The 25186-nt window shown below is 67.1% G+C and carries 25 protein-coding genes and 1 tRNA gene; 16 read left to right on the top strand and 10 right to left on the bottom strand.

The window, feature by feature from the left end; genetic code table 11:
- Positions 1 to 85: 85 nt before the first annotated feature.
- From PARHAE_RS02725 to PARHAE_RS02715, 3 genes are all read right to left on the bottom strand, one after another.
- The gene (locus PARHAE_RS02725; protein ID WP_241232644.1) at positions 86 to 1081 is read right to left on the bottom strand and encodes a lytic transglycosylase domain-containing protein; all 996 of its coding nucleotides are present in this window, start codon (positions 1079 to 1081) and stop codon (positions 86 to 88) included.
- Positions 1053 to 1880, bottom strand: coding sequence for a hypothetical protein (locus tag PARHAE_RS02720; protein WP_126153068.1), 828 nt, complete (start codon positions 1878 to 1880; stop codon positions 1053 to 1055). Before PARHAE_RS02720 ends, PARHAE_RS02725 begins: the two co-directional genes overlap by 29 nt.
- Positions 1881 to 1998: 118 nt before the next feature.
- Positions 1999 to 2841: a L,D-transpeptidase family protein gene (locus tag PARHAE_RS02715; protein WP_126153116.1), complete on the bottom strand. Its 843-nt coding sequence runs from the start codon at positions 2839 to 2841 to the stop codon at positions 1999 to 2001.
- A 350-nt stretch (positions 2842 to 3191) separates the two neighbouring features.
- On the opposite strand from PARHAE_RS02715, the gene PARHAE_RS02710 reads away from it, so the two are divergent.
- Genes PARHAE_RS02710 through dxs form a run of 5 tightly spaced genes read left to right on the top strand, consistent with a single transcriptional unit; the run spans position 3192 to position 8795 of the window.
- Entirely contained in the window at positions 3192 to 4832 is a 1641-nt protein-coding gene (locus tag PARHAE_RS02710) for an MFS transporter (protein ID WP_126153067.1), read from the top strand.
- Positions 4832 to 5752: a histone deacetylase family protein gene (locus PARHAE_RS02705; protein WP_126153066.1), complete on the top strand. Its 921-nt coding sequence runs from the start codon at positions 4832 to 4834 to the stop codon at positions 5750 to 5752. The genes PARHAE_RS02710 and PARHAE_RS02705 overlap by 1 nt, the downstream gene beginning before the upstream one ends.
- Complete coding sequence (locus PARHAE_RS02700) at positions 5749 to 5985, top strand: exodeoxyribonuclease VII small subunit (protein ID WP_126153065.1); 237 nt, start codon at positions 5749 to 5751, stop codon at positions 5983 to 5985. The genes PARHAE_RS02705 and PARHAE_RS02700 overlap by 4 nt, the downstream gene beginning before the upstream one ends.
- Positions 5985 to 6845, top strand: a complete 861-nt coding sequence (locus PARHAE_RS02695) for a polyprenyl synthetase family protein (protein WP_126153064.1) — start codon at positions 5985 to 5987, stop codon at positions 6843 to 6845. Before PARHAE_RS02700 ends, PARHAE_RS02695 begins: the two co-directional genes overlap by 1 nt.
- A gap of 33 nt (positions 6846 to 6878) precedes the next feature.
- The gene (gene dxs / locus PARHAE_RS02690; protein WP_126153063.1) at positions 6879 to 8795 is read left to right on the top strand and encodes a 1-deoxy-D-xylulose-5-phosphate synthase; all 1917 of its coding nucleotides are present in this window, start codon (positions 6879 to 6881) and stop codon (positions 8793 to 8795) included.
- 38 nt (positions 8796 to 8833) lie between these two features.
- Here the strand turns inward: dxs and PARHAE_RS02685 are convergent, their stop codons facing one another.
- The 3 genes from PARHAE_RS02685 to clpB form a co-directional block, all read right to left on the bottom strand.
- Entirely contained in the window at positions 8834 to 9505 is a 672-nt protein-coding gene (locus tag PARHAE_RS02685) for a hypothetical protein (RefSeq protein WP_126153062.1), read from the bottom strand.
- A 51-nt stretch (positions 9506 to 9556) separates the two neighbouring features.
- Positions 9557 to 10612 carry a glycerophosphodiester phosphodiesterase family protein gene (locus PARHAE_RS02680; protein ID WP_126153061.1) on the bottom strand — a complete coding sequence of 352 codons (1056 nt, stop codon included), beginning with the start codon at positions 10610 to 10612 and terminating at the stop codon, positions 9557 to 9559.
- 140 nt (positions 10613 to 10752) lie between these two features.
- Positions 10753 to 13392, bottom strand: coding sequence for an ATP-dependent chaperone ClpB (gene clpB, locus PARHAE_RS02675; RefSeq protein WP_241232643.1), 2640 nt, complete (start codon positions 13390 to 13392; stop codon positions 10753 to 10755).
- Positions 13393 to 13548: 156 nt separating this feature from the next.
- Between clpB and pyrF the strand changes: the two genes are divergently transcribed.
- Both pyrF and PARHAE_RS02665 read left to right on the top strand, forming a co-directional pair.
- A complete protein-coding gene (gene pyrF / locus PARHAE_RS02670) occupies positions 13549 to 14232 on the top strand; it encodes an orotidine-5'-phosphate decarboxylase (RefSeq protein WP_164555119.1) in 684 nt (227 codons plus the stop codon).
- 49 nt (positions 14233 to 14281) lie between these two features.
- On the top strand, positions 14282 to 15016 hold the full coding sequence (locus PARHAE_RS02665; protein WP_126153059.1) for a DUF998 domain-containing protein: 735 nt from the start codon (positions 14282 to 14284) through the stop codon (positions 15014 to 15016).
- Here the strand turns inward: PARHAE_RS02665 and PARHAE_RS02660 are convergent.
- The 4 genes from PARHAE_RS02660 to PARHAE_RS02645 are packed head-to-tail and all read right to left on the bottom strand — an operon-like array spanning position 14964 to position 17491.
- On the bottom strand, positions 14964 to 15422 hold the full coding sequence (locus PARHAE_RS02660) for an NUDIX hydrolase (RefSeq protein ID WP_241232642.1): 459 nt from the start codon (positions 15420 to 15422) through the stop codon (positions 14964 to 14966). The genes PARHAE_RS02665 and PARHAE_RS02660 overlap by 53 nt on opposite strands.
- 29 nt (positions 15423 to 15451) lie before the next feature.
- Positions 15452 to 15712, bottom strand: a complete 261-nt coding sequence (locus PARHAE_RS02655; protein WP_126153057.1) for a hypothetical protein — start codon at positions 15710 to 15712, stop codon at positions 15452 to 15454.
- Entirely contained in the window at positions 15709 to 16566 is an 858-nt protein-coding gene (locus tag PARHAE_RS02650) for an SPFH domain-containing protein (protein ID WP_420899381.1), read from the bottom strand. The genes PARHAE_RS02655 and PARHAE_RS02650 overlap by 4 nt, the downstream gene beginning before the upstream one ends.
- A 58-nt stretch (positions 16567 to 16624) precedes the next feature.
- A complete protein-coding gene (locus PARHAE_RS02645) occupies positions 16625 to 17491 on the bottom strand; it encodes an N-formylglutamate amidohydrolase (protein WP_126153055.1) in 867 nt (288 codons plus the stop codon).
- A 159-nt stretch (positions 17492 to 17650) separates the two neighbouring features.
- On the opposite strand from PARHAE_RS02645, the gene PARHAE_RS02640 reads away from it, so the two are divergent.
- From PARHAE_RS02640 to PARHAE_RS02600, 9 genes are all read left to right on the top strand, one after another.
- Positions 17651 to 17725: transfer RNA gene (locus tag PARHAE_RS02640), tRNA-Val, on the top strand.
- A 78-nt stretch (positions 17726 to 17803) separates the two neighbouring features.
- A complete protein-coding gene (gene ykgO / locus PARHAE_RS02635) occupies positions 17804 to 17929 on the top strand; it encodes a type B 50S ribosomal protein L36 (protein WP_042245282.1) in 126 nt (41 codons plus the stop codon).
- Between the two features lie 165 nt (positions 17930 to 18094).
- Complete coding sequence (locus PARHAE_RS02630) at positions 18095 to 19069, top strand: calcium-binding protein (RefSeq protein ID WP_126153054.1); 975 nt, start codon at positions 18095 to 18097, stop codon at positions 19067 to 19069.
- A 135-nt stretch (positions 19070 to 19204) separates the two neighbouring features.
- Positions 19205 to 19474: a 30S ribosomal protein S15 gene (rpsO, locus tag PARHAE_RS02625; RefSeq protein ID WP_103172335.1), complete on the top strand. Its 270-nt coding sequence runs from the start codon at positions 19205 to 19207 to the stop codon at positions 19472 to 19474.
- Between the two features lie 166 nt (positions 19475 to 19640).
- A complete protein-coding gene (locus PARHAE_RS02620) occupies positions 19641 to 20279 on the top strand; it encodes a hypothetical protein (protein ID WP_126153053.1) in 639 nt (212 codons plus the stop codon).
- Between the two features lie 268 nt (positions 20280 to 20547).
- Positions 20548 to 22692 (top strand): polyribonucleotide nucleotidyltransferase, encoded by a 2145-nt coding sequence (gene pnp, locus PARHAE_RS02615; protein ID WP_126153052.1) that lies wholly within the window; start codon positions 20548 to 20550, stop codon positions 22690 to 22692.
- A gap of 28 nt (positions 22693 to 22720) precedes the next feature.
- Complete coding sequence (locus tag PARHAE_RS02610) at positions 22721 to 23509, top strand: glycosyltransferase family 25 protein (protein ID WP_126153051.1); 789 nt, start codon at positions 22721 to 22723, stop codon at positions 23507 to 23509.
- Between the two features lies 1 nt (position 23510).
- Positions 23511 to 24407 carry a hypothetical protein gene (locus PARHAE_RS02605; RefSeq protein ID WP_126153050.1) on the top strand — a complete coding sequence of 299 codons (897 nt, stop codon included), beginning with the start codon at positions 23511 to 23513 and terminating at the stop codon, positions 24405 to 24407.
- Between the two features lies 1 nt (position 24408).
- Complete coding sequence (locus PARHAE_RS02600; RefSeq protein ID WP_241232641.1) at positions 24409 to 25164, top strand: hypothetical protein; 756 nt, start codon at positions 24409 to 24411, stop codon at positions 25162 to 25164.
- Positions 25165 to 25186: the final 22 nt, after the last annotated feature.

Raw genomic sequence — 25186 nt, 5'->3', positions numbered from 1 at the left:
CTATCTGTCGCCCGAGGAGATAAACCGTCTGCCGAATGTCCAAGAAACGATAGGGTAGTGGCCTTGGGGCCGGACCACGCCGACCTTAATTCCGCAGCACGATGCAGCGCCCGCCCAACTGCTTGAAGCGATTGCAGAACGCCGCGGCCTCGCGTCGGCTGTCCCAGCCGATCTGGGCGGTATAGACGGCGCGCGGCATTCCGGTGATGCGTTTCCTGACATAGCCCACCTGCTTGTCGCCCAGGATCGGGCGGAGGCTGCGGTTCAGGCGGGCGACCTGTTGGATGGCGCCCGACTGGCTGGGATGGCTGGCCACGATCACGCCCCAAGGAAAGACCTTGGGCTGGATCAGGAATTCGCGCAGCTTGCGGTCGCCCGCCAATTTCTCGCAGGCGGGGCGGAAGGCCATGTCGGGGTTCAGGGCCAGCTTCAGGTCGCTGGCCGGGGGCGGGTTGTCGCGCCAGCGCAGCGCCTCGAATCCGGTGATCGAGGCGACGTAATCCTGGGTCTCATAGGGCAGGCCGCCGGTCTTGCCGATGAAGCGCGCGGCGCGGTTTTCCCCGCCGTTATAGGCGACGGCGGCCAAGCCGATATTGCCGAACATGTCGGTCAGGTGGCGCAGATACCAGGCGGATTTGTGGATCGCCTGGGCGGGGTTGAACGGGTCGTGCAGGTCATACAGATCGGCCGTGCCGGGCATGAACTGCGCAATGCCAAGCGCGCCCACGGGGCTGATCGCGCCGGGTTCGAACCGGCTTTCCTTCCACAGCAGCCGCGCCAGGAAATTCGGATCCAGCCCGCGCTCCGCCGCGTTCCGTTCGATCAGCTTGCAGACATCGGCGGCATAGTGGTCCAGCCGCACGCAGTCGCGCCCGTCATCGGTGCAGCGCAGCGAATCCGACTGGCGGACGGGCGGGCGTCCGGCCAGGGCGTCCACGGCGGGAAAGGCCTGCGCGGGCAGGGCCAGCACTGCCAAGGCGGCTGCGGCCCGTCCCATCCGGCCGACCGCGCGGCGGCAAAGGGCGATCGGTCCCCCCATCCCCGGATCGGGATCAGGCGGCGTCCAGGGGATCGGCGGCACGCGACTTGCCCGCCTTGCCCTTCTTGGGCTTGTCCTTCTTCCCCTTGGTCTTCTTGGTTTTGGCTGGATCGGCCTTCGCGGCCTTCGCAACGGCTTTTTCGGCCTTTCTTTCAGCCTTCTGGGCGGCCTTGGCCGCATCCTTTTCCGCCTTGCGGGCCGCCTTGCGGGCCTCCTTCTCGGCCTCTTTTGCGGCTTTCCGGGCGGCCTTGTCCTGGTGCTTCCGATCCGCGTCTGCCTTGTCCGCTAAGGCCGGTTTCGTCACGGCAGGGGCGGCCGATTTGGCCGGAGCGGGCGCAACCGTGGGGACGACAGAGGGCTGCGGCGCCGGTTCGGCCAGAGCTGCGGTCGCGGGCTTCGCCTTGGCGATGCGGCGCGATCCGGTGCGCAGGTCGGCCTTGCGCACCTCGGCCTTTTCGCGGCCCGCAGGCTTCCGCGCCGGAGAGGCAGGCTTGCGCCGGGCGGGTTTGGCGGCAGGTTTGGCGGCGGGTTTGGGGGCGGCGGGCTTCGGCGTCTCGGCGGCAGCTTCCGCCGCAGTGCCCTGGCCCCCCTGTGCGGCCTGACCGCGCTTGCGCCGCTCTGCCTTGGCCCGCCGCAGGGCTGCCGCCAGGACATCCGCCGCCGCGACCTGGCCGTCCGCGCCCCTGGGTCCGGCCTGGCCGACAGCCTTGTCCAGATCGGCGATCAGCCGGGACAATCCGGGATCGTCCAGCGTCCCGAAGGCCGCGCCGCGGCTGTTTTCCGTCAGGGCGCGCTGTTCGGCGGTCAGCAGTTCCTGTTCCAGCTTGCTATAGTTGGGCATCGCTTCATCCTTGGCGCGGGCCTGATTTCGCGCGGATTTTGCGGAAGATTTCCACGATTTGCAAACGGAAAGGCCCCGGCGCGAACCGGGGCCTTCGGCAGGATGGGGCGGCGCGGCGTTACTGGACGGCGCTTTCCACCGGCGAAACGGTCGTGACCGGCGCGCTGTAGGGCGTGGCGACGGTCGTCACCGCATAGGGATCGGTCACCTGCGCGGTGGCCGGGGCCAGAGAGGCCGTGGCCATCGGCGCCTGCCCGGCGGGCACCACATAGCCCTCGGGCGTTTCGGTCATCGGTCCTTCATAGCGGATGCTTTCCGCCTGGGTGCGGACATGGACCGTGGTGCCGGTGCTGACTTCCGAAAACAGGTCGATGATGTCCTGGTTGAACAGCCGGATGCACCCGGCCGAGGTCGCCTTGCCGATCGAGGACGGATCCATCGTGCCATGGATGCGGTAATAGGTGTCGCGCCCGCCTTCGTAGAGATACAGCGCCCGCGACCCCAACGGGTTGTGCATCCCGCCCGACAGCCCGCCCGCGAACTGCGCGTAAAGGTCGGGCTGGGTGCGGATCATGTTGTCGGTCGGCCGCCAGCTTGGCCAGGCCGCCTTGCGCGCGATGGTCGCGGTGCCCGCATAGCCCGTGCCCGCCCGGCCCACGGCCACGCCATAGCGCATCGCCTGACCGCCCGGCTGGACGTGATACAGCACGCGGGCATAGGGATCGACGACGATGGTGCCCGGCGCTTCCGGCCCGTTATAGGCGACCTGCTGGCGCTGGTTGCGCTCGTTCAGATAGGCGGCGCGGACGGCGGGGATCTGGATCGGCTCTCCGTTCGGGCCGGTATCGGTCCGGGCCTGATAGATCGGCGGCACCGTGGGAGTGGCCAGCGTGACCGGCTGGCTGCTTCCACATGCGGCAAGCCCCAGGGCGACCGCCGTGAACAGGGTCACAAGACGCATCATCATGTTCCTTCATGGCATCCGGCGACCTGTCGCGGGCGCCGGCAGCATCCAATATTTCGTGTGAATCGCCCGTGCCGTCGGGGCAGGGGGTGATTCGCGCTGGGGTTCATCAGCCCGTCACGGACAGTGGTCGTCAAGCCTTGCGCCCCAGCCCGGATCGAAGCGGGGCGCGGGTTGTGGCGAAAGGGCGGCAGTCTCATCAAGATCGGCTGACGGCGGAACAAATTCGCGTTTGTTTTGGTTTCATCGCCATGGAAAGAAGCGCGTCTGCCCTTGTCGTCCTGCCCTGCATTGCCCCCTTGCGCGCCGCTGGCTAGGGTGACGAAAAGCCCGAAGCGACCGTATCCGTGACCCAGCAGCCGCCGCCACCCCGTCCCTCTGCCCTTGCCCCGTTCCGCCACCGCGACTTCCGCCTGTTGTGGAGCGCGACGCTGGTCTCGAACTTCGGCGGCCTGGTCCAGGCGGTGGGCGCGGCCTGGCTGATGACGCAGCTGACCGACAGCGCCACGCTGATCGCCCTGGTGCAGGCGTCCAACACGCTGCCGATCATGCTGCTGGCGCTGGCCTCGGGCGCGCTGGCCGACATCTTCGACCGCAAGACGATCCTGCTGTTCGCGCAATGCTTCATGGGCATCGTGTCGCTGGTCCTGGCCGTCGTCGCCTGGCAGGGCTGGCTGACGCCCTGGCTGCTGCTGGCCTTCACTTTCCTGATCGGGGCGGGGCAGGCGCTCTATAACCCGCCCTGGCAGGCCAGCATGGGCGATCTGGTGCCGCGCGCCGACTTGCCCGCCGCCGTCACACTGAACTCGGTCGGCTTCAACCTGATGCGCAGCGTCGGGCCTGCCGCCGGGGGCTTCATCGTCGCGGCTTTCGGCGCGGCTGCGGCCTTTGCGGTCAATGCGCTGTCCTATATCCCGCTTCTGGGCGCGCTGCTGCGCTGGCGTCCCAACATCGCCCCTCGAACCGCGCCGCCCGAGGCGTTCCTGCCCGCTGTCGCCGCCGGGCTGCGCTATGTCTTCCTGTCGCCGAACCTGATGAAGGTGATCGGCCGGGGCGCGCTGTTCGGTTTCGCCGCCGTGTCGGTGCTGGCGCTGCTGCCGCTGATCGCCAAGGCCCACCCCGAGGGGGGATCCATGCTGTTCGGCGGATTGCTGGGCTGCTATGGTCTGGGCGCCATCGTCGGCGCGGCGCTGAACCCGCGCATCCGGGCACGCTTCGACAACGAAAACATCGTGCGCATGGCCTTTGCGGGTTTTGCCCTGTCTGCCGTCGTACTGGGCCAGACCCAGAACGTCTGGCTGCACGCCCTGGCGCTGCTGCCTGCCGGGGCGTCCTGGGTGCTGGCCCTGTCGCTGTTCAACGTGACGGTGCAGCTTTCGACGCCTCGCTGGGTCGTGGCCCGCGCCCTGGCGCTGTATCAGACGGCGACCTTCGGCGGCATGGCGGCGGGATCCTGGATCTGGGGCGCCGTTGCGGGCGCGCATGGCCTGGGCGATGCGCTGACGGCGGCCGGCATCGTGCTGCTGGCGGGGGCGGTGATCGGCTTCTGGTTCAAGGCGCCCGATTTCGGCACCGCCGATCTGGAGCCGCTCAACCGCTTCCGCGAACCGGCGCTGCGGCTGGATCTGCGGGGTCGATCGGGGCCGATCATGGTGATGGTCGATTACCGGATCGCGCAGAAGGACACGGCCGAATTCCTGCGCCTGATGCAGCTGCGCCGGGGCGTGCGCCGCCGCGACGGCGCGCGCAACTGGGCGCTGCTGCGCGATCTGGAACATCCCGATCTGTGGTCGGAAAGCTATCACATCGCCACCTGGGACGAATACGTCCGCCACAACCTGCGCCGCACCAAGTCGGATGCCGAAATCACCGTCGCCCTGCGCGCCCTGCATCAGGGCGAGGGCGATCCGCTGGTCCACCGCATGATCGAACGCCACAGCGTCGGACCCGAGGACGACCTGCCCCTGATCGGCAAGATGGAGGTCTGATGACCACGGCCCTGTTCACCCATTCCGACGCCGAGCGCCACATCACCCCGCCCGGCCATCCCGAACAGGTGGCCCGCCACGCCGCCGTTCTGGACGCGCTTGCCGACCTGCCCCTGGACCGGCGCGAGGCGCCGCGCGCCGACGAGGCCGAGATCCTGCGCTGCCACCCGCAATCCTATCTGGACCGCATCCGCGCCGCCGTGCCGGACGAAGGCTGGCGGATGCTGGACGCGGACACCCATCTGTCGCCCGGCAGCCTGGATGCCGCCCTGCGCGCGGTGGGCGGCGCGGTTGCCGCCGTGGATGCCGTGCTGGTGGGTGAGGCCGCGAATGCTTTCGTCGCCATGCGCCCGCCCGGCCATCACGCCGAACGTGAAAAGCCGATGGGTTTCTGCATCTTCGGCAATGCCGCCATCGCGGCCAGGCGCGCCCTGGACCATCACGGGCTGGACCGGGTGGCGGTGCTGGATTTCGACGTGCATCACGGCAACGGCACACAGGATCTGCTGTGGGACGAATCCCAGGCCTTCTTTGCGTCCACCCACCAGATGCCCCTCTATCCCGGCACGGGGGCGGCCACGGAACGCGGCGCGCATGGGCAGGTGGTGAACGTGCCGCTGCGGCCCGGATCGGACGGCGCGGCGGGGCAGGCGGCCTGGCGCGACATCCTGGCCCGCTGTCGCGCGTTTGGTCCGCAACTGGTGATCGTCTCGGCGGGCTTCGACGCCCATGCGGCGGACCCCCTGGCGCAACTGAACTGGGATGACAGCGATTTCGCCGCCGTCACCCGGATGATCTGCGGCATGGCGGCGGATCTGTCGGCCCCGGTGGTATCCTGCCTGGAAGGTGGCTATGATCTGGTCGCTTTGGGCCGGTCCGTCCGCGCCCATGTCGAAGTGCTGCTGGAGGCCGGAACATGAACGACATCGCGACCATGAGCTTCGAGGAAGCCATGAAAGAGCTGGAGGCCACGGTCGGCAAGCTGGAAACCGGCGACGCGACGCTGGACGAATCCATCCGCCTGTACGAACGCGGCGCCTTGCTGCGCCAGCATTGCGAGAAACGCCTGCGCGAGGCCGAGGACCGGGTGGAAAAGATCACCCTGGCCGCCAATGGCCAGCCCACGGGAACGGAACCGGCCGAGGGGCTGTGATGCAGGACCGGCTGGACGGGGTAAAGGCGCAGGTCCAGGCCGCGCTGGACCGTGCCGTCGGCGCCCTGCCGCCCGGCGAATTGCAAGACGCGATGGCTTATGCCTGCGCGGGCGGCAAGCGGATCCGGGCCTTTCTGGTGATGGAATCCGCCCGCCTGCACGGCGTTTCCGACGATGCCGCCCTGCCGGTCGCCGCGGCGGTCGAGGCGCTGCACGCCTATTCCCTGGTCCATGACGACCTGCCCGCGATGGACGACGACGACCTGCGGCGCGGCTTGCCAACGGTGCATGTGAAATGGTCCCAGGCCACCGCGATCCTGGCGGGCGACGCGCTGCAATCGCTGGCCTTCGGGCTGCTGGCCGATCCCGCCATCGGCGATGCGGCCACCCGCCGCCTGGTCGCGGCTTTCGCGCAGGCGGTCGGAGGGGCGGGGATGGTGTGGGGGCAGGCCTTGGACATCGCCGCCGAAACCGCCGCCACGCCGCTGACGCTGGACCAGATCACCGAATTGCAGGGCGGCAAGACCGGCGCGCTGATCCGCTTTGCCGCCATCGCCGGGCCGCTGATCGCCGATGCCGATCCGGCGCCGCTGGCGGCTTATGCCGATGCGGTGGGGCTTGCCTTCCAGATCGCCGACGACATCCTGGACGTGACCGGCAACGAAGATGTGACCGGCAAGCGCGTCGGCAAGGACGCCCAGGCGGGAAAGGCCACCTTCGTGTCGCTGCTGGGCCTGGACGGCGCGCGGGCAACGGCGGCGCGGCTGGCCGCGGATGCCGATGCCGCCCTGGCGCCCTATGGCGAGGCCGCCGGAAACTTGCGCCGCCTGGCGCGTTTCGTTATCGAACGCGACACCTGATCGCCCGCCCCTGATGCCTGAGAGGGCCAGCCCATGACCGACCTGACCAAGACGCCGATCCTCGACCGGGTCAAGCTGCCCTCGGATATGAAGACGCTCAGCGATCGGGAACTGCGCCAGCTTGCCGACGAGTTGAGATCCGAGACGATCAGCGCGGTCAGCGTCACCGGGGGTCATCTGGGCGCGGGCCTTGGCGTCGTGGAACTGACCGTGGCGTTGCATGCGGTGTTCGACACGCCGCGCGACAAGATCATCTGGGACGTGGGCCACCAATGCTATCCCCACAAGATCCTGACCGGACGGCGCGACCGGATCCGCACCCTGCGCATGGGCGGCGGTCTGGCGGGCTTCACCAAGCGCGCGGAAAGCCCTTATGATCCGTTCGGGGCGGGCCATTCCAGCACCTCGATCAGCGCGGCACTGGGCTTTGCCGTCGCGCGCGACCTGGGCGGCGATCCGGGCGATGCGGTCGCGGTGATCGGCGACGGCGCCATGAGCGCGGGCATGGCCTTCGAGGCGCTGAACAACGCGGGCCATCTGGGCAAGCGGCTGTTCGTGATCCTGAACGACAACGAGATGTCCATCGCCCCGCCGGTGGGCGCGCTGTCGTCATACCTGACCAGCCTTTACAGCCGCGCGCCCTTCCAGGATCTGAAGGCCGCCGCCAAGGGCGCCGTGGGCCTGCTGCCGCCGCCCTTCCAGGAAGGCGCGCGCCGGGCCAAGGAAATGCTGAAGGGCATGACCATCGGCGGCACGCTGTTCGAGGAACTGGGCTTTTCCTATATCGGCCCGGTCGACGGGCACGATCTGGACCAGCTTCTGCCGCTGCTGCGCACGGTGAAATCGCGCGCCACCGGGCCGGTGCTGATCCATGCCGTGACGAAAAAGGGCAAGGGCTATGCCCCGGCCGAAAACGCCGCCGACCGCGGCCATGCCACGGCCAAGTTCGACATGGTGACGGGCGTCCAGGCCAAGGCGAAATCGAACGCTCCCAGCTATACCGCCGTCTTTGCGCGGGCGCTGATCGACGAGGCCGGGCGCGACGACCGGATCGTCGGCATCACCGCCGCCATGCCGGACGGCACCGGGTTGAAGCAGTTCGCCGAGCGTTTCCCGCGCCGGACCTTCGACGTGGGCATCGCCGAACAGCACGCCGTGACCTTCGCGGCGGGGCTGGCGGCGGGCGGGATGAAGCCCTTCTGCGCGATCTATTCGACCTTTTTGCAGCGCGGCTATGATCAGGTGGTGCATGACGTGGCGGTCCAGAACCTGCCGGTGCGCTTCGCCATCGACCGCGCCGGGCTGGTGGGCCAGGACGGCCCGACCCATGCCGGGGCCTATGACATCGCCTTTCTGGCGAACCTGCCCGGCATGGTGGTGATGGCCGCCGCCGACGAGGCCGAACTGATGCACATGGTCGCCACCGCCGCCGCCCATGACAGCGGTCCCATCGCGTTCCGCTTTCCGCGCGGCGAGGGCACCGGGGTCGAGATGCCGGAACGCGGCCAGGTGCTGGAGATCGGCAAGGGCCGCATCGTCCAGCAGGGCAAGGGTGTCGCCATCCTGTCCTTCGGCACCCGCCTGTCCGAGGCGTTGAAGGCCTCTGAATCCCTGGCGGCGCGCGGGATCACCCCGACCGTCGCGGATGCCCGCTTCGCCAAGCCGCTGGACCGCGACCTGATCCTGCGGCTGGCGGCGGGCCATGACGCGCTGATCACAGTGGAAGAAGGCGCGGTGGGCGGCTTCGGCAGCCATGTCGCGCAGTTGCTGGCGGATGAGGGGGTCTTTGACAGCGGATTGCGCTTCCGGTCGATGGTGCTGCCGGATCGGTTCGTCGATCACGACGCGCCCTATGCGATGTATGACACCTCGGCCCTGAACGCCGCCCATATCGAGGCGAAGGTGCTGGAGGTGATGGGCGTCGCGCAACTGGCGGGCAGGACCGCCTGAACGCCGCGCCCCCGGATGGGGGCGCGACCTGTCTGATGTCAGCGGGTCTTGCGGCGGCGCAGCGCGCCCATCCCGACGACGCCAGCGGCCAGCAGCGGCAGCGTCGCGGGCAGGGGAACCGGCGCCGGGGCGGGCATGTCGGTCAGCACGAAGGACGCGTTGTCGATATAGCCGTCATTGTTGGTGCCGCCGCCGACCCGCACCGAATCGATGGCGAAGCGCAGCAGGGTGGTGCCGGTGGGCAGGAAGCCGGTCAGCTCCTGATAGTATTTCCCGCCCGCATAGATGAACAGATCCCAGGGCATCCCGGTGTCGGGATAGATGTCGCGGGTATCCAGCGCGGCAAAGCCCATCAGCGTGTTCGCGCTGTCGAAGAAGGACACCGACAGGATCGAATAGTCTCGCTGCCCGTGCCAGCCGAACATGTCGGCCGAGAAGGCATAGCCCAGCCGTCCGGTCTGGGTCTTGGCGCGCTCCTCGGTGCTCAGGGCATAGTCCTGAGAGATGGAATGGGTCGGACCCGCGCCGGGAAAGTAATAGCTGCCGGTGTCGATCCAGGGATCGGCGATCCGGGTGGAATAGCTGCCGGTCCAGCCGGTCGTGTTGTTGTCGAAGGTGCCGTTGACGATGACGCTGGCGGCGGAAACGGGGGCCGACAGGACGGCCAGGGCAAGCAGCGGCGCGGCGGCGCGCAGGATCGGGTTGAACATGGTATCCTCGTGAAATCGGGAAAGGGCGGCGGCGAACCGCCCCGATGGGGGTCAGGCCCGGCGGCGGCGGATGCGCAGCGCGGTCAGCGCGCCAAGGCCCGCGGCCATCAGCGGCAGGCCCGCAGGCAGCGGCACCGGCGCCAGGTCAAGCGAATCGACCACCGCGCGGGCATAGTCGGGGTTGTCGGTGATGATGCCGTCCAGGCCCCAGTCCAGCAGATCCTTCAGTTGCGCGAAGGCCATGTCCTGATCAGCGGGGCGGAATGTCCAGCCATAGACGCTGAGGCCCAGGCCATGCGCATAGTCGATCAGTTCCTTGGTGATCGAGCCATAGCTGGCCGCCAGCGTGTCGATATGGCCGGCAACCTGGCTGACCAGCACGCCGTCGATGGTCCACTGGCCGCCCGCCTTGCCGATGCCGCCCAACTGGGCCACGCCCATGTCCACACCGTATTCGCGCAGCAGGTTGCTGTAGGCGAAGACATTGCCGAAATCGAAGGACTGGACCATCGACTTTTCGCGGGTGGTATAGCCCTTGTCGATCAGCGTTTCGATCACCGCACGGCTGGTCGCCTCGTCATAGGCGTATTTGCCTTCGGTCAGCATCCCGACATTGGTGCCGTTCTTGTCGTTATAGGCGGTCAGCGCGTCCAGCATGTCCGCGAAGCTGGGGATGCGATAGGGATTCGGATCCTGGGGCGCGAAATCGGGATAGGTCCACCGGCCCGAGCCGGTCGGCTCGACCGTGAGGGCCTGCAATTCCTCATAGGTGAAATCCTTGACCGCATAGCCGCCGTTGCGCGGGGCATAGACCGATTCGACATTGGTGGTGCGCGCCAGGCTGGAATCGTGCATCGCCACCAGAACGCCGTCACGGGTCATCATCACGTCGGTCTCGATATAGTCCGCGCCCATCTTGGCCGACAGTTCGTTCCCGCCGATGGTGTTCTCGGGCAGATAGGCCGGAGCGCCGCGATGGGCGATCACGATCGGGGCCTGGCCGTTCAGCGTGGCATAGGGACTGTCGACCGAAGCCGCCGCGACCGGCAGGGCGAAAAGGGCCGAGGCGCAGACGGCTGCGGCGGCAAACTCTGCAATTCTTTGCATGATCTTGATCCTGAACAACGATTTCGCGCTTTTTCGCGATGCGGTCTGGTATCAGGGCAAGATCACGGAAACGTGGACAGGTCGTGACGGGTTTGTGACTGTTGCATGAAAAGGCCCCGGCGATGCGGGGCCTTTTCGGATCAGTGGACGGTCAGGTCGGGCTTCGGCCCTTCGCCGACCGCGCCCAGTTTGTGGCCAGCGCGGCCGACGCGGTTGCCGACGATCAGCCCGTCCGGCCCGGCGGTGACATGGACGGTCTGGCCGTCCAGAACCTCGCCCGACAGCAGCAGCTCGGCCAGCGGATCCTGCAAGGCGCGCTGGATCACCCGTTTCAGCGGACGCGCGCCGAAGATCGGGTCATAACCCTGGTCGGCCAGCCATTTGCGCGCCCCGTCGTCCAGATCCAGCGTGATCTTGCGCTGAGCAAGCCGTTTTTCCAGGCGCCGCAGCTGGATCTTGACGATGGCGTCCATATTGGCCCGCGTCAGGCGGCGGAAGATGATGATCTCGTCCAGCCGGTTCAGGAACTCGGGCCGGAAATGCGCCCGGACCGCCTCCATCACCTGGCTGCGCGCATCGCTGGAATCGGCGCCCTCGGGCAGATGCGACAGCGCCTGAGACCCAAGGTTCGAGGTCAGGATGATCAGCGTCTGCTTGAAGTCCACCGTCCGGCCCTGTCCGTCGGTCAACTGCCCGTCGTCCAGCACCTGCAACAGCACGTTGAACACGTCCGGGTGCGCCTTTTCGACCTCGTCGAACAGGATCACCTGATAGGGCCTGCGCCGCACCGCCTCGGTCAGGACGCCGCCCTCGTCATAGCCGACATAGCCCGGAGGGGCGCCGATCAGACGGGCGACCGAGTGCTTTTCCATGAACTCGGACATGTCGATGCGGACCATCGCGCTGTCGTCGTCGAACATGTATTCGGCAAGCGCCTTGGTCAGTTCGGTCTTGCCGACGCCGGTCGGGCCCAGGAACAGGAAGCTGCCCAGCGGACGGTTCTCGTCGTTCAGGCCGGCCCGCGCCCGGCGCACGGCGTTGCTGACGGCGATCACGGCCTCTTGCTGGCCGATCACGCGGGCGCCGATTTCCTCTTCCATCTTCAACAGCTTCTCGCGCTCGCCCTCCAGCATCTTGCTGGTGGGGATGCCGGTCCAGCGCTCGACCACCTCGGCGATCTGTTCGGGGCGGACGGCCTCTTCCACCATCAGCCCGTCGGCGCCGCCGTTCTCGGCCTCGGCCAGCTTCTTCTCCAGGCCGGGGATGATGCCATAGGACAGCTCGCCCGCCCGGGCCAGGTTACCCTCGCGCTTGGCCTGGTCCAGTTCGGCGCGGGCGCGGTCAAGCTGTTCCTTGAGGTTGCGGGAACTTTCCAGCTTGTCGCGTTCGGCCTGCCAGCGGGCGGTCATCTCGGCGCTGCGCTGTTGCAGGTCGGACAGATCCTTTTCCAGCCGTTCCAGACGGTCCTTGCTGGCCGCGTCGTCTTCCTTCTTCAGCGCCTCGGCCTCGATCTGCATTTGCAGGATCTGGCGGTCGAGCTGGTCCAGTTCCTCGGGCTTGCTGTCGACCTCCATGCGCAGGCGGCTGGCGGCTTCGTCCACAAGGTCGATGGCCTTGTCGGGCAGGAAGCGGTCGGTGATGTAGCGGTGACTCAGCGTCGCCGCCGCGACCAGGGCCGCGTCCGAGATGCGGACACCGTGGTGAAGCTCGTACTTCTCCTTGATGCCGCGCAGGATGGAAATCGTATCCTCGACCGTCGGCTCCTCGACCATGACGGGCTGGAACCGCCGGGCCAGGGCCGCGTCCTTTTCGATATACTTGCGGTATTCGTCCAGCGTGGTGGCACCGACGCAATGCAGCTCTCCCCGTGCAAGCGCGGGCTTGATGAGGTTCGCGGCATCCATGGCGCCATCGGTCTTGCCCGCGCCGACCAGCACGTGCAATTCGTCGATAAACAGGATGATCTCTCCGGCGGCGTTCTCGATTTCCTTCAGGATGGCCTTCAGGCGTTCCTCGAACTCGCCGCGATACTTGGCTCCGGCGATCAGCGCACCCATGTCCAGCGCCATCAGCCGCTTGTCGCGCAGGCTTTCGGGCACGTCGCCGTCGACGATGCGCAGGGCCAGCCCCTCGGCGATGGCGGTCTTGCCCACACCGGGTTCACCGATCAGCACCGGGTTGTTCTTGGTGCGGCGGGACAGAACCTGCATGGCGCGGCGGATTTCCTCGTCCCGACCGATGATCGGGTCGATCTTGCCGTCGCGCGCCGCCTGGGTCAGGTCGCGGGCGTATTTCTCCAACGCCTCATAGCTGTCCTCGGCGCTGGCGCTGTCCGCGGTGCGGCCCTTGCGGATGTCGTTGATCGCGGCATTCAGCTTTTGCGCGGTGACGCCGCCTGCGGTCAGCGCGTCGCGGGCATTGGTGTTGACCATCGCCAGCGCCATCAGGATCCGCTCGGCCGGGACGAAGCTGTCACCCGCCTTCTTGGCGACCTGCTCGGCCTCGTCCAGCACACGCACCAGCGACGGATCCACATAGACCTGGTTGTTGCCGCCCTTGACCTTGGGCAGCTTGGCAACGGCCTGATCGACCGCCTGCCTGACGGCGCGCGCGTCGCCGCCGGCCCGCGTGATCAGGTTGGCCGACAGCCCCTGATCGTCATCCATCAATGCCTTCAGCAGATGTTCCGGCACGACCCGCTGGTTTTCCTCGCGGATCGCGATGGTCTGGGCGGCCTGCATGAAGCCGCGCGACCGCTCGGTGAACTTTTCCATGTTCATCGGCAAATTCCCCTTTCAATAGCCCCCGTTGCGCGGACGCCCCGAAGGCACGCCCGATCCGGGTCTTCGGATCAAGATTTGGGAAGTTTCGCCGCGCTTTCAAGCGGCTCTGGCCTGTGCCATAACGCCGCGATTTTCCTGCGGATGGGGGCTGTAATGGATGACCGGCTGATCGTGGCACTGGATGTGCCGAACGCCGTGGCGGGGCTGGAGCTTGCCGAACGGCTGGGCGATGCCGTGGGCTTCTACAAAATCGGCCTGGGGATGCTGACCGGCGGCGGGCTGGCGCTGGCGCAGGAACTGAAGGCGGACCACGGCAAGCGCATCTTCCTGGACATGAAGCTGTTCGACATCGGCGCCACGGTGGAAGCCGCCGTGCGCGGGCTGGCGCGGTTCGACCTGGATTTCCTGACCGTGCATGGCGACCCGCATGTGGTCCGCGCCGCCAAGGAGGGCGCGGCGGGATCGGCGCTGAAAATCCTGGGCGTGACGATCCTGACCTCGTTGGAGCGCGCGGATCTGGACGCGGGCATGATCCAGCCGGGCGAGCTGCACGAGATCACCGTGGAACGCGCCGCCCGCGCCTTCGAGGCCGGGGCCGACGGCATCATCTGTTCCCCGCGCGAAGCGGCGGCGATCCGCGCCCTGCCGAACGCGCGGCTGATCGTGACGCCCGGCGTGCGTCCTGCGGGCGCGGCCCTGGGCGACCAGAAGCGGGTAGAGACCCCGGCCAGCGCCATCGGCGCGGGGGCCGATCATATCGTGGTCGGCCGCCCGATCTGGCAGGCCGCCGATCCCCGCGCGGCGGCGCAGGCGATTCTGGCGGAACTGCGGGGCTGATTGACCGCCTGCGTCCCCCGCGCCAATCTGGCGGAAAACGGGGAACGGGATGGCGGACGAAAGCGGCATTTCCCAAAAGGCGCATAACGACCTGGTGCTGTCCTTCCTGGCCGTGCGCCGGGCCATCGGGGCGCTTGGCTTCTTCTTGCCGGTCGCGCTGCTGGCCTATGGGATGTGGAAGGGCGATCTGCTGACCAGCATTTCCGCCGCCTATCACAGCCCGATGCGAGAGGTCTTCGTGGGCACCCTGATCGCCCAGGCGGTGTTTTTGTGGAGCTATGAGGGTTTCCGCCCCAACGCGGGCGACCTGGTCACGGACAAGGGCACGGCGCGGGTGGCGGCAGTCGCCGTCGCCCTGGTGGCCCTGGTGCCGACCAGTCCCGACGACAAGGCGCCCGAGATGCCCGTCGATCCGCTTTGCACGCTGCTGGAATGCCTGCTGAACCAGGGGGAACGGGACTGGTCGTCGCTGGTCCACCTGGGGGCTGCGGCGGTGTTCTTCGGCGCGCTTGCCGTCTATTGCCTGGTGCTGTTCACCAAGGGCGCGGTGGACGGGCCGGAAAAACACGCCTCGAACCGGATCTATCGCCTGTGCGGCTGGACGATCATCGCCAGCATCGGCCTGGTGGGGGTGCTGTTCGCGACCGGCCTGGACGACAGGCTGGAAGCCCTGCGCCCGGTCTTCTGGCTGGAAACAATCGCCACCTTCGCCTTTGCCACAAGCTGGATGGTCAAGGGCGACGCGCTGCGCCCGCTGGTGCGGGGCGTGGCGGCGCTGCGATAAAGGCGCGGACCAGCTCGCGGAACTGCGGGACCGCGCGGGGATGGGCGGCGAAGTCCGCCAGCGGCATCATCCGCCAGTCCTGCCCCTCGTCGCCGAAACGGATCGCCGCGACTTCGGCCGGGCTCAACTGCCCGGTGAACAGCCAGGACCGCCAGCCGGGATGCTGGATCGACGCGAAGGACCGCCCCTCCAGCCGCGATGGCGGCAGTGCCAAGCCGAATTCCTCGCGCAGTTCGCGCAGCGCGCAATCCATGGGCGATTCGTCGCCCTCGCGCCCGCCGCCGGGCAGATCCCAGCAGGCCGGAAACGGCAGCCCCGCCCTGTCGTCGCGCAGATAGGTCAGCAACCGCCCGTCATGGACCAGGATCAGCTTGGCGCCGTGAAAGGGCGCTTCTTCTTTGCCCAAATACCCGGCTGCATCATCCGTCGGCGCCGTCATTCGTTGATGTCGCGGTCCCAGATCCGCTTGTCGCCCCGGCTGGTCGGCCACAACCGCCGGAACAGCAGCCAGGCCGCCGCCGACAGCAGGGCGGTGACGACCAGCGTCGCGGGCAGGCCCGCCGTCCACAGGCCGGTCAGCAGCAGCACCCCCATCAGCCCGACCGAGGCCGCAAGGCCCATGAAGGCCCAGCCCGGCACCAGCAGCTCGATTCCCGCCAGCACGAAGGCGGCGATCAGCCACAGCCAGCCGTTCACGACGACGACCGCGCGCGCAGCAGGCTGAAGGCGTCGCCAAAGGCATCCAGCGCGGCGGCGGGCAGCAGCACGACCTGCTTGCCGTCGCCCCGGCCGACCTCGGCCAGCGCCTCGACCTGTTTCAGCGCCACCTGATACTGCGCGGCCTCAAGCCCGTTTTTCTGGATCGCCTCGGCGATGGCGGCGGTGGCATAAGCCTCGGCGTCGGCCAGGACGCGCTTGGCCTTGGCAAGCTGCTCGGCGGCATACAGATCGCCGTCGGCGGCCAGTTCGACCGCGCGGCGCTTGCCCTCGGCCTCGGTCACCAACGCCCGCCGCGCGCGCTCGGCGTTCAACTGTTGCAGCATGGCGGCGCGGGTCGCCTGGTCCAGGTTCACGTCCAGGATCTCGGCCCGCGTCACCTCGATCCCCCAGTCGTCGACGACATTGGCCAGCGATTCGCGGATCCGGGTGATCAGCGAGGCGCGGTTCGACTGCACCTGGTCCAGCTCCATCGTGCCGATTTCCGACCGCACGATGCCCGCGACGGTGGTGGCGATGGCCGCGTCGATGTCGCGGATGCGGTAGACGGTCTTTTCGGGTTCGATGATGCGATAGAAGACGCTCGTTTCCACCTGCACCAGCACGTTGTCGGCGGTGATGGCGTCCTGGCTGTTGGTCGGCAGCTGCCGTTCCAGGACAGAAATCCTGTGCGCCACGCGGTCCAGGAAGGGCACCGTCAGGTTGATCCCCGGTCCCAGCACCGAATGCAGGCGGCCGAACCGCTCGACCACGTATTTTTCCGACTGCGGCACGATCCTGACCGCCGACATGACGGCCAGCAGGATCAGGACCGCAAGCACGATCAGGGCCATGTTGCGGCCCAGGGCATCGCCGATCAGGCTTGGCAGGTCGTCCATCCGTTCACTCCTGTCATTCGGCGGCGATGGCCGGGTCCGAGCGGGCGTCGCCTTCCAGGGCGGCCAGCTTGCGAATCACCCGCGCCATCCTGGCGGCGACATCGTCGAACCCGTCATGCGGGGCGATGGTCTTTTCGTCCATATACAGCGCCCTGTCGATTTCCAGCTGCACCACATGGATGTTCTGGCCCGGCCTGCCATAGGCTGAACAGATATAGGCCCCCGCGAAGGGCGAGTTGCGCCGGATCCGCCAGCCCTCGGCCTCGACGGCGGCGACGATGGCGTCGGACACGCGCGCGGCGGCGGACAGGCCGTGGCGGTTGCCCAGCACCATGTCGGGGCGCGGCCCGTGCAGATGGGCCAGGGCGTCGTGCGGCATCGAATGCATGTCGATCAGGATCGCCTGCCCGAACCGCGCCCGCGCCTCGGCGATCAGGGCGGTCAGGGCTTGGTGATAGGGCCGCCAATAGGCGTCGATGCGGCGTTCCGCCTCGGCTCGGTCCAAGGGGCGTTCCAGGATGGCGCGGCCCTGCGACACGACCCGAGGGATCACGCCCAGGCCCGCCAGGGTCCGCTGGTTCAGGGGATGGCGTGGGACGCCGCGCACCACCAGGGGGTCGATCTCGTCCGGGGCGCGGTTCAGGTCGACGATGGCGCGGGGCACCTGCGCCCGAATCGTCACCGCGCCCAAGGCGGGCGCGCAGGCGATCAGCCGGTCCACGAAGGCATCCTCGGACGACCGCAGGGTTTCCGGCGGCAGTCGGGTGCCTTCCAGGAACCAGTCGGGGTAGACGCGGCCGGAATGAGGCGACCCGAAAATGACGCCGCTGGCCCATCGGTCGGGCCGGTCGATCAGGACAGGCAGGTCGGTTTCGGTCACGTCAGACCCCGGCGGGCGGTTTCTTCCCGAACCTTTATAGACGATAAGTTTCTTGCTGCGATAGGGCTTGAAACCCCCAGGGCCGGCCTATATAGACACGCGGACCAAAGGCGGTTCGGAACGTTTCCCGAAGGGAAGCGGACGGGATGGCCCAAGGACGGGCGGTTAGCTCAGCGGTAGAGCACTACGTTGACATCGTAGTGGCCACTGGTTCGATCCCAGTACCGCCCACCATGTTTTCGCCGCCCCCGGCAACCGTCGGGGGTCTTTCGTTTTCCTTGCGGCTGCGAGCCGCGTGATGGAGAAAAACCGATGAAGGTTCGCAATTCGCTCCGCTCGCTGAAAAGCCGGCACCGCGACTGCCAGGTGGTCCGCCGCAAGGGCCGCATCTATGTGATCAACAAGACCAACCGCCGCTTCAAGGCCCGCCAGGGCTGATCGACGCGATCACCGCGAAAAACGAAACGAACCCGCCCGTTCCGGCGGGTTTTTTCTTGCCGCGTGATCTATTTGTCGCGTGGCTAACCCTTTCTAAACAAACCATTTGGTTAATGCCGCCTCAAGGTTGTATTATTGGATTGTAACGATCTTTAAGGTGGTGTCATGTTCGTGCTTGCCGGTCTGATGGCACTTGCAGCGGCCGGGGCGGCCCTGGATCTGTCCGGCAGCCGCGACGGGGACGATGACGACACCGACGATCTGGCTCCAAGGCTTGGTCCCGTCGATCCGGGAGAGGTCGGGAATGTCGGTTCGGACCGGACCGAACAGGGCGGCGACGGCTTCATATGGCCGATCCCTGCGGATCCCGCGGAACCCTTGCCGGAACCCGAGCCGGCCTTGCCCGAGTCCGAACCCATTGCGCCGTCGCCGGGCGCGCCGCTGGGCGACGATCTGATCGACGGCAGCGATGGCGACGACGACCTCCAGGGCGGCTTCGGCAACGACACGATCCATGCCGGTGCGGGGAACGACTGGGTCCAGGGCGACGGTGACTTCGGTGCGGCGGGCGCGGATGAGATCCGGGGCGGCGCGGGTCATGATTCGCTGGCAGGGCAGGGCGGTGACGACATCGTCTGGGGGGATGAGGGCGACGACACCCTGTTGGGGGGCGAAGGCGGCGACACGCTGTTCGGGGGCGCGGGCAACGACTGGCTGTCGGGCAATGACGGCGACGATGTGCTGGTCTCGGGCGGTGGCGGCGACGATCTGGACGGTGGGCGGGGCGATGACCTGCTGACCGGCGACGACGATCCCCAGGTCACTTGGCTGCATGGCGGCGAAGGCGACGACACGCTGATGCCCGGTTCTGGCGATTTCGCCGAGGGCAACCAGGGCGCGGATGATTTCGTTGTCAGGCACGGCAGCACCGATCTGCCGGTGATCGCCGATTTCGACGGGCGCGAGGATCAGATCATCCTGCATCTGCCCGAAAGCCTGGCGCGGGATGCCAGGGTCGATCTGACCGAAGACCCGGACGGCACGGTCCTGGTGACGGTGAACGGCGCTCCGATCGCCCGGATGCTGCATGGCGGTGGCCTGGCCGTCGCGGATATCGTGATCGTCAGGCTTCCGGGGTAACTTGCCCCTTTCCTTGGCCGCGCTTTCCCTGTATGGGCGCGCATCCGGCCCGATGCTTCGGGCGGACCCTCCACGGGCCAGTGCTGGACGACATCCCGGCCTGCGCCATAACCCTGTTCCGAAAAGGAGACCCCGATGTCGATCACCGTTGAAGAAAAAGCCCGCGTCATCAAGGAATTCGGCACCGCCGCCGGCGACACCGGCTCGCCCGAGGTGCAGGTCGCGATCCTGTCCTCGCGCATTGCCACCCTGACCGAGCATTTCAAGACCCACAAGAAAGACAACCACTCGCGCCGTGGTCTGCTGATGATGGTCGCGCAGCGCCGCAAGCTGCTGGACTATCTGAAGAAGAAGGACGAAGCCCGCTATACCGACCTGATCGGCAAGCTGGGCCTGCGCCGCTGATCGCAGCCCGACCGGACAAGCAGGCGCCCGCGATCCCGTCGCGGGCGTCTTGCATTTCAGGGCCCCGCGAACTGGCTAACGTTTCGTTAAAATTCAAAGGGCTATTTCGTGGATTCCCGGTCGTCCGCCTCTAAAATCGGGGCGTTATCAACGAGGAACCGCGGACATGGTACTTGGTATTCTGAACCCGATCTTGAAGCCCCTTCTGAACCTGGCGATCCCAGCGGCAACGCCTGCGCCCGCCTCGACGCCGACCCCCGCCACAACGACATCGACCGTGGCCGTGGTCCAGGCCGCCGCCGCGTCCCAGCAGGCGGTCCAGCAGGCCGCAGAAACGCCGCCGGTGGCGTCGGCCTCGCAGTCAAGCCCCGCCGTGGCGCAGACCGAGGGCGTCAAGTTCGACCTTTCTGACAAGGCGTTGCAACTGGTCGAGGCTTCCGCCGCGACCCAATCCACGGCCCCGCAGGCCCCAGCGGCCCAAGCCTCGGCCGCTGCGACGGCACCGGCACCTGGGTCGGGCTGGGCGTTCCGCCCGGCGGCGGCTTCGGTTCCTGCAACGACCGAACCCCTGGCGTCCGTGTCTGAAACAGCCGCCGACCAACCCGCCGAGACCGCCGACCCGACCGAGGAGGATCGCGCCCGCGCCTGGGCCATTCGCGGGATGGAGCGCGAACAGCTGCTGAACCTGGTCGATACCCTGAAGGTCACGCCCAAGGCCGACCCGGCCCAGAAGGAAGTGGCCGAACATGCCGCCGCGCAGCCCAGCGTCCAGGCCGCTCCGGCAAGCCAGCGGGGGGCCGCGTAACGCTTGGTCCGCACGGAACGCGCCCGCGGCCCCGGCTGCGGGCGCTGTCTTCGGCGACCGGCCTGTGCCGCGCCCCGCGCCTGGGCGGGCATCCGGCGCCGGGCCGGTCTGGCCACTTCCCAAACCCCCTGTTTTCCTGTAAGGCCCCGCCATCTGTGACGTGACGCCCATGCCCTGGGGCACATGCAAAGGATAGGGGCGGCGGCAATGGGGCCGCCATATGACACGGGCGCGAACCAGAGGGCTGGCGCGGCCCAGAGGAAATCAGATGTTTGATGAAGTGAAGAAATCCATTCAGTGGGGCCAGGAAACGCTCACGCTGGAAACGGGCAAGGTTGCCCGTCAGGCCGACGGCACGGTCATCGCCACCCTGGGCGAGACCAGCGTCATGGCCAACGTGACCTTCGCGAAAGAACCGAAGCCCGGGCAGGATTTCTTCCCGCTGACGGTTCACTATCAGGAAAAATACTATGCCGCGGGCAAGATCCCCGGCGGCTTCTTCAAGCGCGAGGCGCGCCCCTCGGAAAAGGAAACGCTGACCGCGCGCCTGATCGACCGGCCCTGCCGCCCGCTGTTCGCGCCGGGCTTCAAGAACGAAGTCTTGGTGATGTGCACGGTCCTGTCGCACGACCTGGTGAACGATCCCGACATCGTGGCGATGATCGCGGCCTCGGCGGCGCTGACCCTGTCGGGCGTGCCCTTCATGGGTCCGATCGGCGCCGCCCGCGTCGGTTTCGCCAATGGCCAGTATGTGCTGAACCCCGAGGTTCAGGACATGGACAACCTGCGCGCCAACCCGGAACAGCGGCTGGATCTGGTCGTCGCCGGGACCAAGGACGCCGTGATGATGGTCGAGTCCGAGGCCTATGAGCTGTCGGAAGAGGAAATGCTGGGCGCCGTGAAGTTCGGCCACGAGCAGATGCAGCCGGTGATCGACCTGATCATCGATCTGGCCGAGGCTGCCGCGAAAGAGCCCTTCAACTTCCAGTCGCCCGATTACAGCGCGCTGTATGCCCGCGTGAAATCGCTGGGCGAAGCCGGGATGCGCGCCGCCTATGCCATCCGCGACAAGGGCGAGCGTCACGACGCCATCGAAGCCGCGAAAGCCGCCGTCAAGGCCGGTCTGTCCGAGGAGGAACTGGCCGACCCGAACCTGGGTTCGGCGCTGAAGAAGCTGGAATCGGGCATCCTGCGCGGCGACGTGATCAATGGCGGCGCCCGCATCGACGGCCGCGACAACCGCACCGTGCGCGCCATCGACAGCGAAGTCGGCATCCTGCCGCGCACCCACGGCTCGGCCCTGTTCACCCGTGGCGAAACGCAGGCCCTGGTGGTGACCACGCTGGGCACCGGCGACGACGAGCAGATCATCGACGCGCTGCACGGCAACAGCCGCAGCAACTTCCTGCTGCACTACAACTTCCCGCCCTATTCGGTGGGCGAGGTCGGCCGCGTCGGTTCCCCCGGCCGCCGCGAGATCGGCCACGGCAAGCTGGCCTGGCGCGCGCTGCAAGCCGTGCTGCCCGCGCCGACCGACTTCCCCTATACCATCCGCGTCGTGTCCGAGATCACCGAATCGAACGGCTCGTCCTCGATGGCGTCGGTCTGCGGCGGGTCGCTGGCGATGATGGACGCGGGCGTGCCGCTGAAGGCGCCGGTCGCCGGGGTGGCGATGGGCCTGATCCTGGAAGACGACGGCCGCTATGCGGTCCTGACCGACATCCTGGGGGATGAGGATCACCTGGGCGACATGGACTTCAAGGTCGCCGGCACCGCCGAGGGCATTACCTCGTTGCAGATGGACATCAAGGTCGCGGGCATCACGCCTGCCATCATGGAACAGGCCCTGGCGCAGGCCAAGGAAGGGCGTCTGCACATCCTGGGCGAAATGGCCAAGGCCCTGACCGAAGGCCGCCGCGAATTTTCGGCCCACGCCCCCCGGATCGAGACGATGCAGATCCCGACCGACAAGATCCGCGAAGTGATCGGGTCCGGCGGCAAGGTCATCCGCGAGATCGTCGAGGTTTCGGGTGCCAAGGTCGACATCAACGACGACGGCACCATCAAGATCGCCTCGGCCAATGCCGATTCGATCAAGAAGGCCTATGACATGATCTATTCGATCGTGGCCGAACCCGAAGAAGGCCGGATCTATACCGGCAAGGTCGTCAAGCTGGTCGATTTCGGCGCCTTCGTGAACTTCTTCGGCAAGCGCGACGGCCTGGTCCATGTGTCCCAGATCGCGAACAAGCGCCTGAACCACCCGAACGAGCTGCTGAAGGAAGGCCAGGAGGTCAAGGTAAAGCTGTTGGGCTTCGACGACCGCGGCAAGGTCCGGCTGGGCATGAAGATGGTCGACCAGGAAACCGGGCAGGAGATCACCGAGACCAAGGAAGAACCGGCCGAGGGCTGATAGTTCGACGACATCGGAAGGCCCCGGCATGTTCGGGGCCTTTTCATGCTTGCCGCGACGGGGTGTCATGGTGCAGACGGACTGGCCGATCCTCATTCTGACGCTGGAGGGCGACGAGGCGCGCCGCCGGCCCCTGCTGGACCGTCTTGCGGAACTGGGCCTGCTGTGGCGCCTGGTTTTCGGCGTCGATGGGCGGCGGGGTCTGCCTGCCGAATATCTGCCGTTGATAGACCGGGACGCCGCCCGGAACCGGCTGAAGCGCCCGATGACGGATGCGGAATTCGCCTGCGCCCTGTCGCACCGGCAAATCTACAAGACCATTGTTGACGAGGGACTTGCCGGGGCAATCGTGCTTGAGGATGATGCGATCCTGACAGGGGATTTCCCTGACTTTCTTCGGGCGGGTCATTACAGGACGGATACCCTGACCTTGCTGTATCATTACTCGGGGCGCGCCTTGCCCTGGCAGCGAAAAAAGGCGGGGCGGTGGATGATGTATCGTCCGACGCGGCGGGCATCGGGGTGCACCGGTTATTCGGTGTCCCGGAATGCGGCGCATGACCTCTTGCGCGCGACAACCCCGGTCACCTGTGTTTCCGACTGGCCAGTGGATTTGTATGACCTGCGCGCTTGGCTGGTATCGCCGCGCGTCGTGCATCATGCCGCTCCGGGGCAGGGGCCTTCGCATCTTGAACAGGATCGGGCCTTTGCCGAGATGCAGCAGACACGCGAAAGAAAGAACCCCGCACGGTTTTTCAAGGCGAGTTATTACCGCGGGCTTGTTCGGCGCAGGCTGGCGCGGCGTGTGGATTCTTGAAATGACTCCTTCAGACTATATCGCCCGGGCGGGCCTGTCCTTCCGCCCGCCGCCCCAGGCCCTGGCCGATCCGCAGGGCAGGATCGTCGCGCATCTGCGCCGCCCCGGCGCCGTCGATCTGGCCTGCACGGCCGATCTGCGCGGCGAAATCGCGCTTTACGAAACCCCGCAGGGCGAACCGCCGCTGTTCGTGTCCTACTACACCACCGACACGCCTTACGAAGGACTGGCCGCCGACCTGCGCGCCTCGCTGGACCACCACCATCTGCCGCACCGGATCCAGCCGGTGGCCTCTCGCGGGTCATGGGTCGCCAATACCGGGCTGAAGGCGCGGGTGATCCAGGCGGCCTGGCAGGACAGCGGGCGTCCAGTCTGCTGGATCGACGCCGATGCCGCGATCCTGCGCCCGCCCGCCTTCCTGATGGGCAATCCCTTCGACGTGGCCTTTGTGCGCCGCCAAGGCTGGGAAGACATTTCCTATTTGATTTATCTCAATACATCCCCGGCGGTGGGCAGGCTGCTGGCCGAATGGGTGCGGCTTTGCGACGAATACCCGCATGTCTGGGACCAGGTGCTGTTCAGCCTGGCCTGGTTCCGCACCGCCCGCGACACGGACCTGGCAAGCCAGTGGCTGAACAGCGGCATATCCCGGACGCCGCGTCCCTGGATCCGCGACCTGCGGGACCGGATCCTCCATTACCCGTCGGGCCGCAAGATCCGGCCTTTCATCGACCAGAAGCAGGCCTCGCGCCAGCTCAAGGCCTATGTGAACGCCTCAGCCCGGCACAGGGACGAGATCGGCACCGACGATCTGAGCGCGGGCTATCGCGCCGCGCTTAAGGGCTATGATTTCAGCTTCGATCCGCGCCTGGAAGCGGTCGTGGCGCGGCGGGCCTGACATGGTCAGGCGCAAGAAATCCAGGATCGAGCGGTTCTTCTCGCTCAATCAACACCGCAAACGCTGGGGCGCGCGGCGGCATGTCGTTGCCGATCCCGATCTGGCCGCGATGCGGGACCGGATCGTCGCGGCGGGCGAGGCGGTGCAGACGCGCGGTTCGGACAAGTCGCTGGACCGGCATCTGGCGAATTTGCGGTTCGAGTTTTCCGGCCAATCCGAACTGCTGCTGCACCACGCCACCCTGATCGTCCTGATCCGGCGCGAGGTGCGGCTGCCGGAAAGCCTGGCCAGGTTCCATGCGCTGTGGGCGCAAGAGGCGGAGTTCCTGTGCGGTCACCTGAACCTGCGCTGGCTGATTTCGGCAGCCGACACCTTCGCGGAACACGACCCGGATCCGCAGGATCGCGCGATCGGGATGATGGCGTCCCTGCTGGGCAATACCGTGAAGATCGGCGAATCCGATCGCTATATCCATGGTGCCGAATCGCTGAAGCCCTTACCCGACAGGATCGAAAGGCTGCAAACCGAACTGGTTCCGCTGTTCGAAGGAACCTCGGTCTTTACCGTCGGCACGGATGACACGTTGCGCAACCTGTATTGGCGGCTGGAACCTTTCTTCGCCGCCGGGTCCGCAGGGATGATCCTGAGGACGGTTTATGACCGGATGCAGGTGAACGATACCGCCTTTGCCCGGCTGCGCGCGCTGCACCATCGCGACCGCACGGGCTGGTGGAACGACGACCCGGACGCGTCTTGACACCCCCCTCATCACCTTTTCA

The organism is Paracoccus haematequi (assembly GCF_900631945.1).
Taxonomy (GTDB): Bacteria; Pseudomonadota; Alphaproteobacteria; order Rhodobacterales; family Rhodobacteraceae; genus Paracoccus; species Paracoccus haematequi_A.
This window is presented reverse-complemented; position numbering and strand designations above follow the sequence as displayed.

Excerpts from the sequence above, each read along its gene's own strand:
- PARHAE_RS02700 (WP_126153065.1), top strand. The coding sequence starts at position 5,749 with ATGAACGACATCGCGACCATGAGCTTCGAGGAAGCCATGAAAGAGCTG.
- PARHAE_RS02680 (WP_126153061.1), bottom strand. The coding sequence starts at position 10,612 with ATGCAAAGAATTGCAGAGTTTGCCGCCGCAGCCGTCTGCGCCTCGGCC.
- PARHAE_RS02715 (WP_126153116.1), bottom strand. The coding sequence starts at position 2,841 with ATGCGTCTTGTGACCCTGTTCACGGCGGTCGCCCTGGGGCTTGCCGCA.
- PARHAE_RS02600 (WP_241232641.1), top strand. The coding sequence starts at position 24,409 with ATGGTCAGGCGCAAGAAATCCAGGATCGAGCGGTTCTTCTCGCTCAAT.
- PARHAE_RS02650 (WP_420899381.1), bottom strand. The coding sequence starts at position 16,566 with ATGGCCCTGATCGTGCTTGCGGTCCTGATCCTGCTGGCCGTCATGTCG.
- pyrF (WP_164555119.1), top strand. The coding sequence starts at position 13,549 with ATGGATGACCGGCTGATCGTGGCACTGGATGTGCCGAACGCCGTGGCG.
- PARHAE_RS02630 (WP_126153054.1), top strand. The coding sequence starts at position 18,095 with ATGTTCGTGCTTGCCGGTCTGATGGCACTTGCAGCGGCCGGGGCGGCC.
- clpB (WP_241232643.1), bottom strand. The coding sequence starts at position 13,392 with ATGAACATGGAAAAGTTCACCGAGCGGTCGCGCGGCTTCATGCAGGCC.
- rpsO (WP_103172335.1), top strand. The coding sequence starts at position 19,205 with ATGTCGATCACCGTTGAAGAAAAAGCCCGCGTCATCAAGGAATTCGGC.
- PARHAE_RS02695 (WP_126153064.1), top strand. The coding sequence starts at position 5,985 with ATGCAGGACCGGCTGGACGGGGTAAAGGCGCAGGTCCAGGCCGCGCTG.
- dxs (WP_126153063.1), top strand. The coding sequence starts at position 6,879 with ATGACCGACCTGACCAAGACGCCGATCCTCGACCGGGTCAAGCTGCCC.
- PARHAE_RS02665 (WP_126153059.1), top strand. The coding sequence starts at position 14,282 with ATGGCGGACGAAAGCGGCATTTCCCAAAAGGCGCATAACGACCTGGTG.
- PARHAE_RS02720 (WP_126153068.1), bottom strand. The coding sequence starts at position 1,880 with ATGCCCAACTATAGCAAGCTGGAACAGGAACTGCTGACCGCCGAACAG.
- PARHAE_RS02685 (WP_126153062.1), bottom strand. The coding sequence starts at position 9,505 with ATGTTCAACCCGATCCTGCGCGCCGCCGCGCCGCTGCTTGCCCTGGCC.
- PARHAE_RS02610 (WP_126153051.1), top strand. The coding sequence starts at position 22,721 with ATGTTCGGGGCCTTTTCATGCTTGCCGCGACGGGGTGTCATGGTGCAG.
- PARHAE_RS02605 (WP_126153050.1), top strand. The coding sequence starts at position 23,511 with ATGACTCCTTCAGACTATATCGCCCGGGCGGGCCTGTCCTTCCGCCCG.
- ykgO (WP_042245282.1), top strand. The coding sequence starts at position 17,804 with ATGAAGGTTCGCAATTCGCTCCGCTCGCTGAAAAGCCGGCACCGCGAC.
- PARHAE_RS02620 (WP_126153053.1), top strand. The coding sequence starts at position 19,641 with ATGGTACTTGGTATTCTGAACCCGATCTTGAAGCCCCTTCTGAACCTG.
- pnp (WP_126153052.1), top strand. The coding sequence starts at position 20,548 with ATGTTTGATGAAGTGAAGAAATCCATTCAGTGGGGCCAGGAAACGCTC.
- PARHAE_RS02705 (WP_126153066.1), top strand. The coding sequence starts at position 4,832 with ATGACCACGGCCCTGTTCACCCATTCCGACGCCGAGCGCCACATCACC.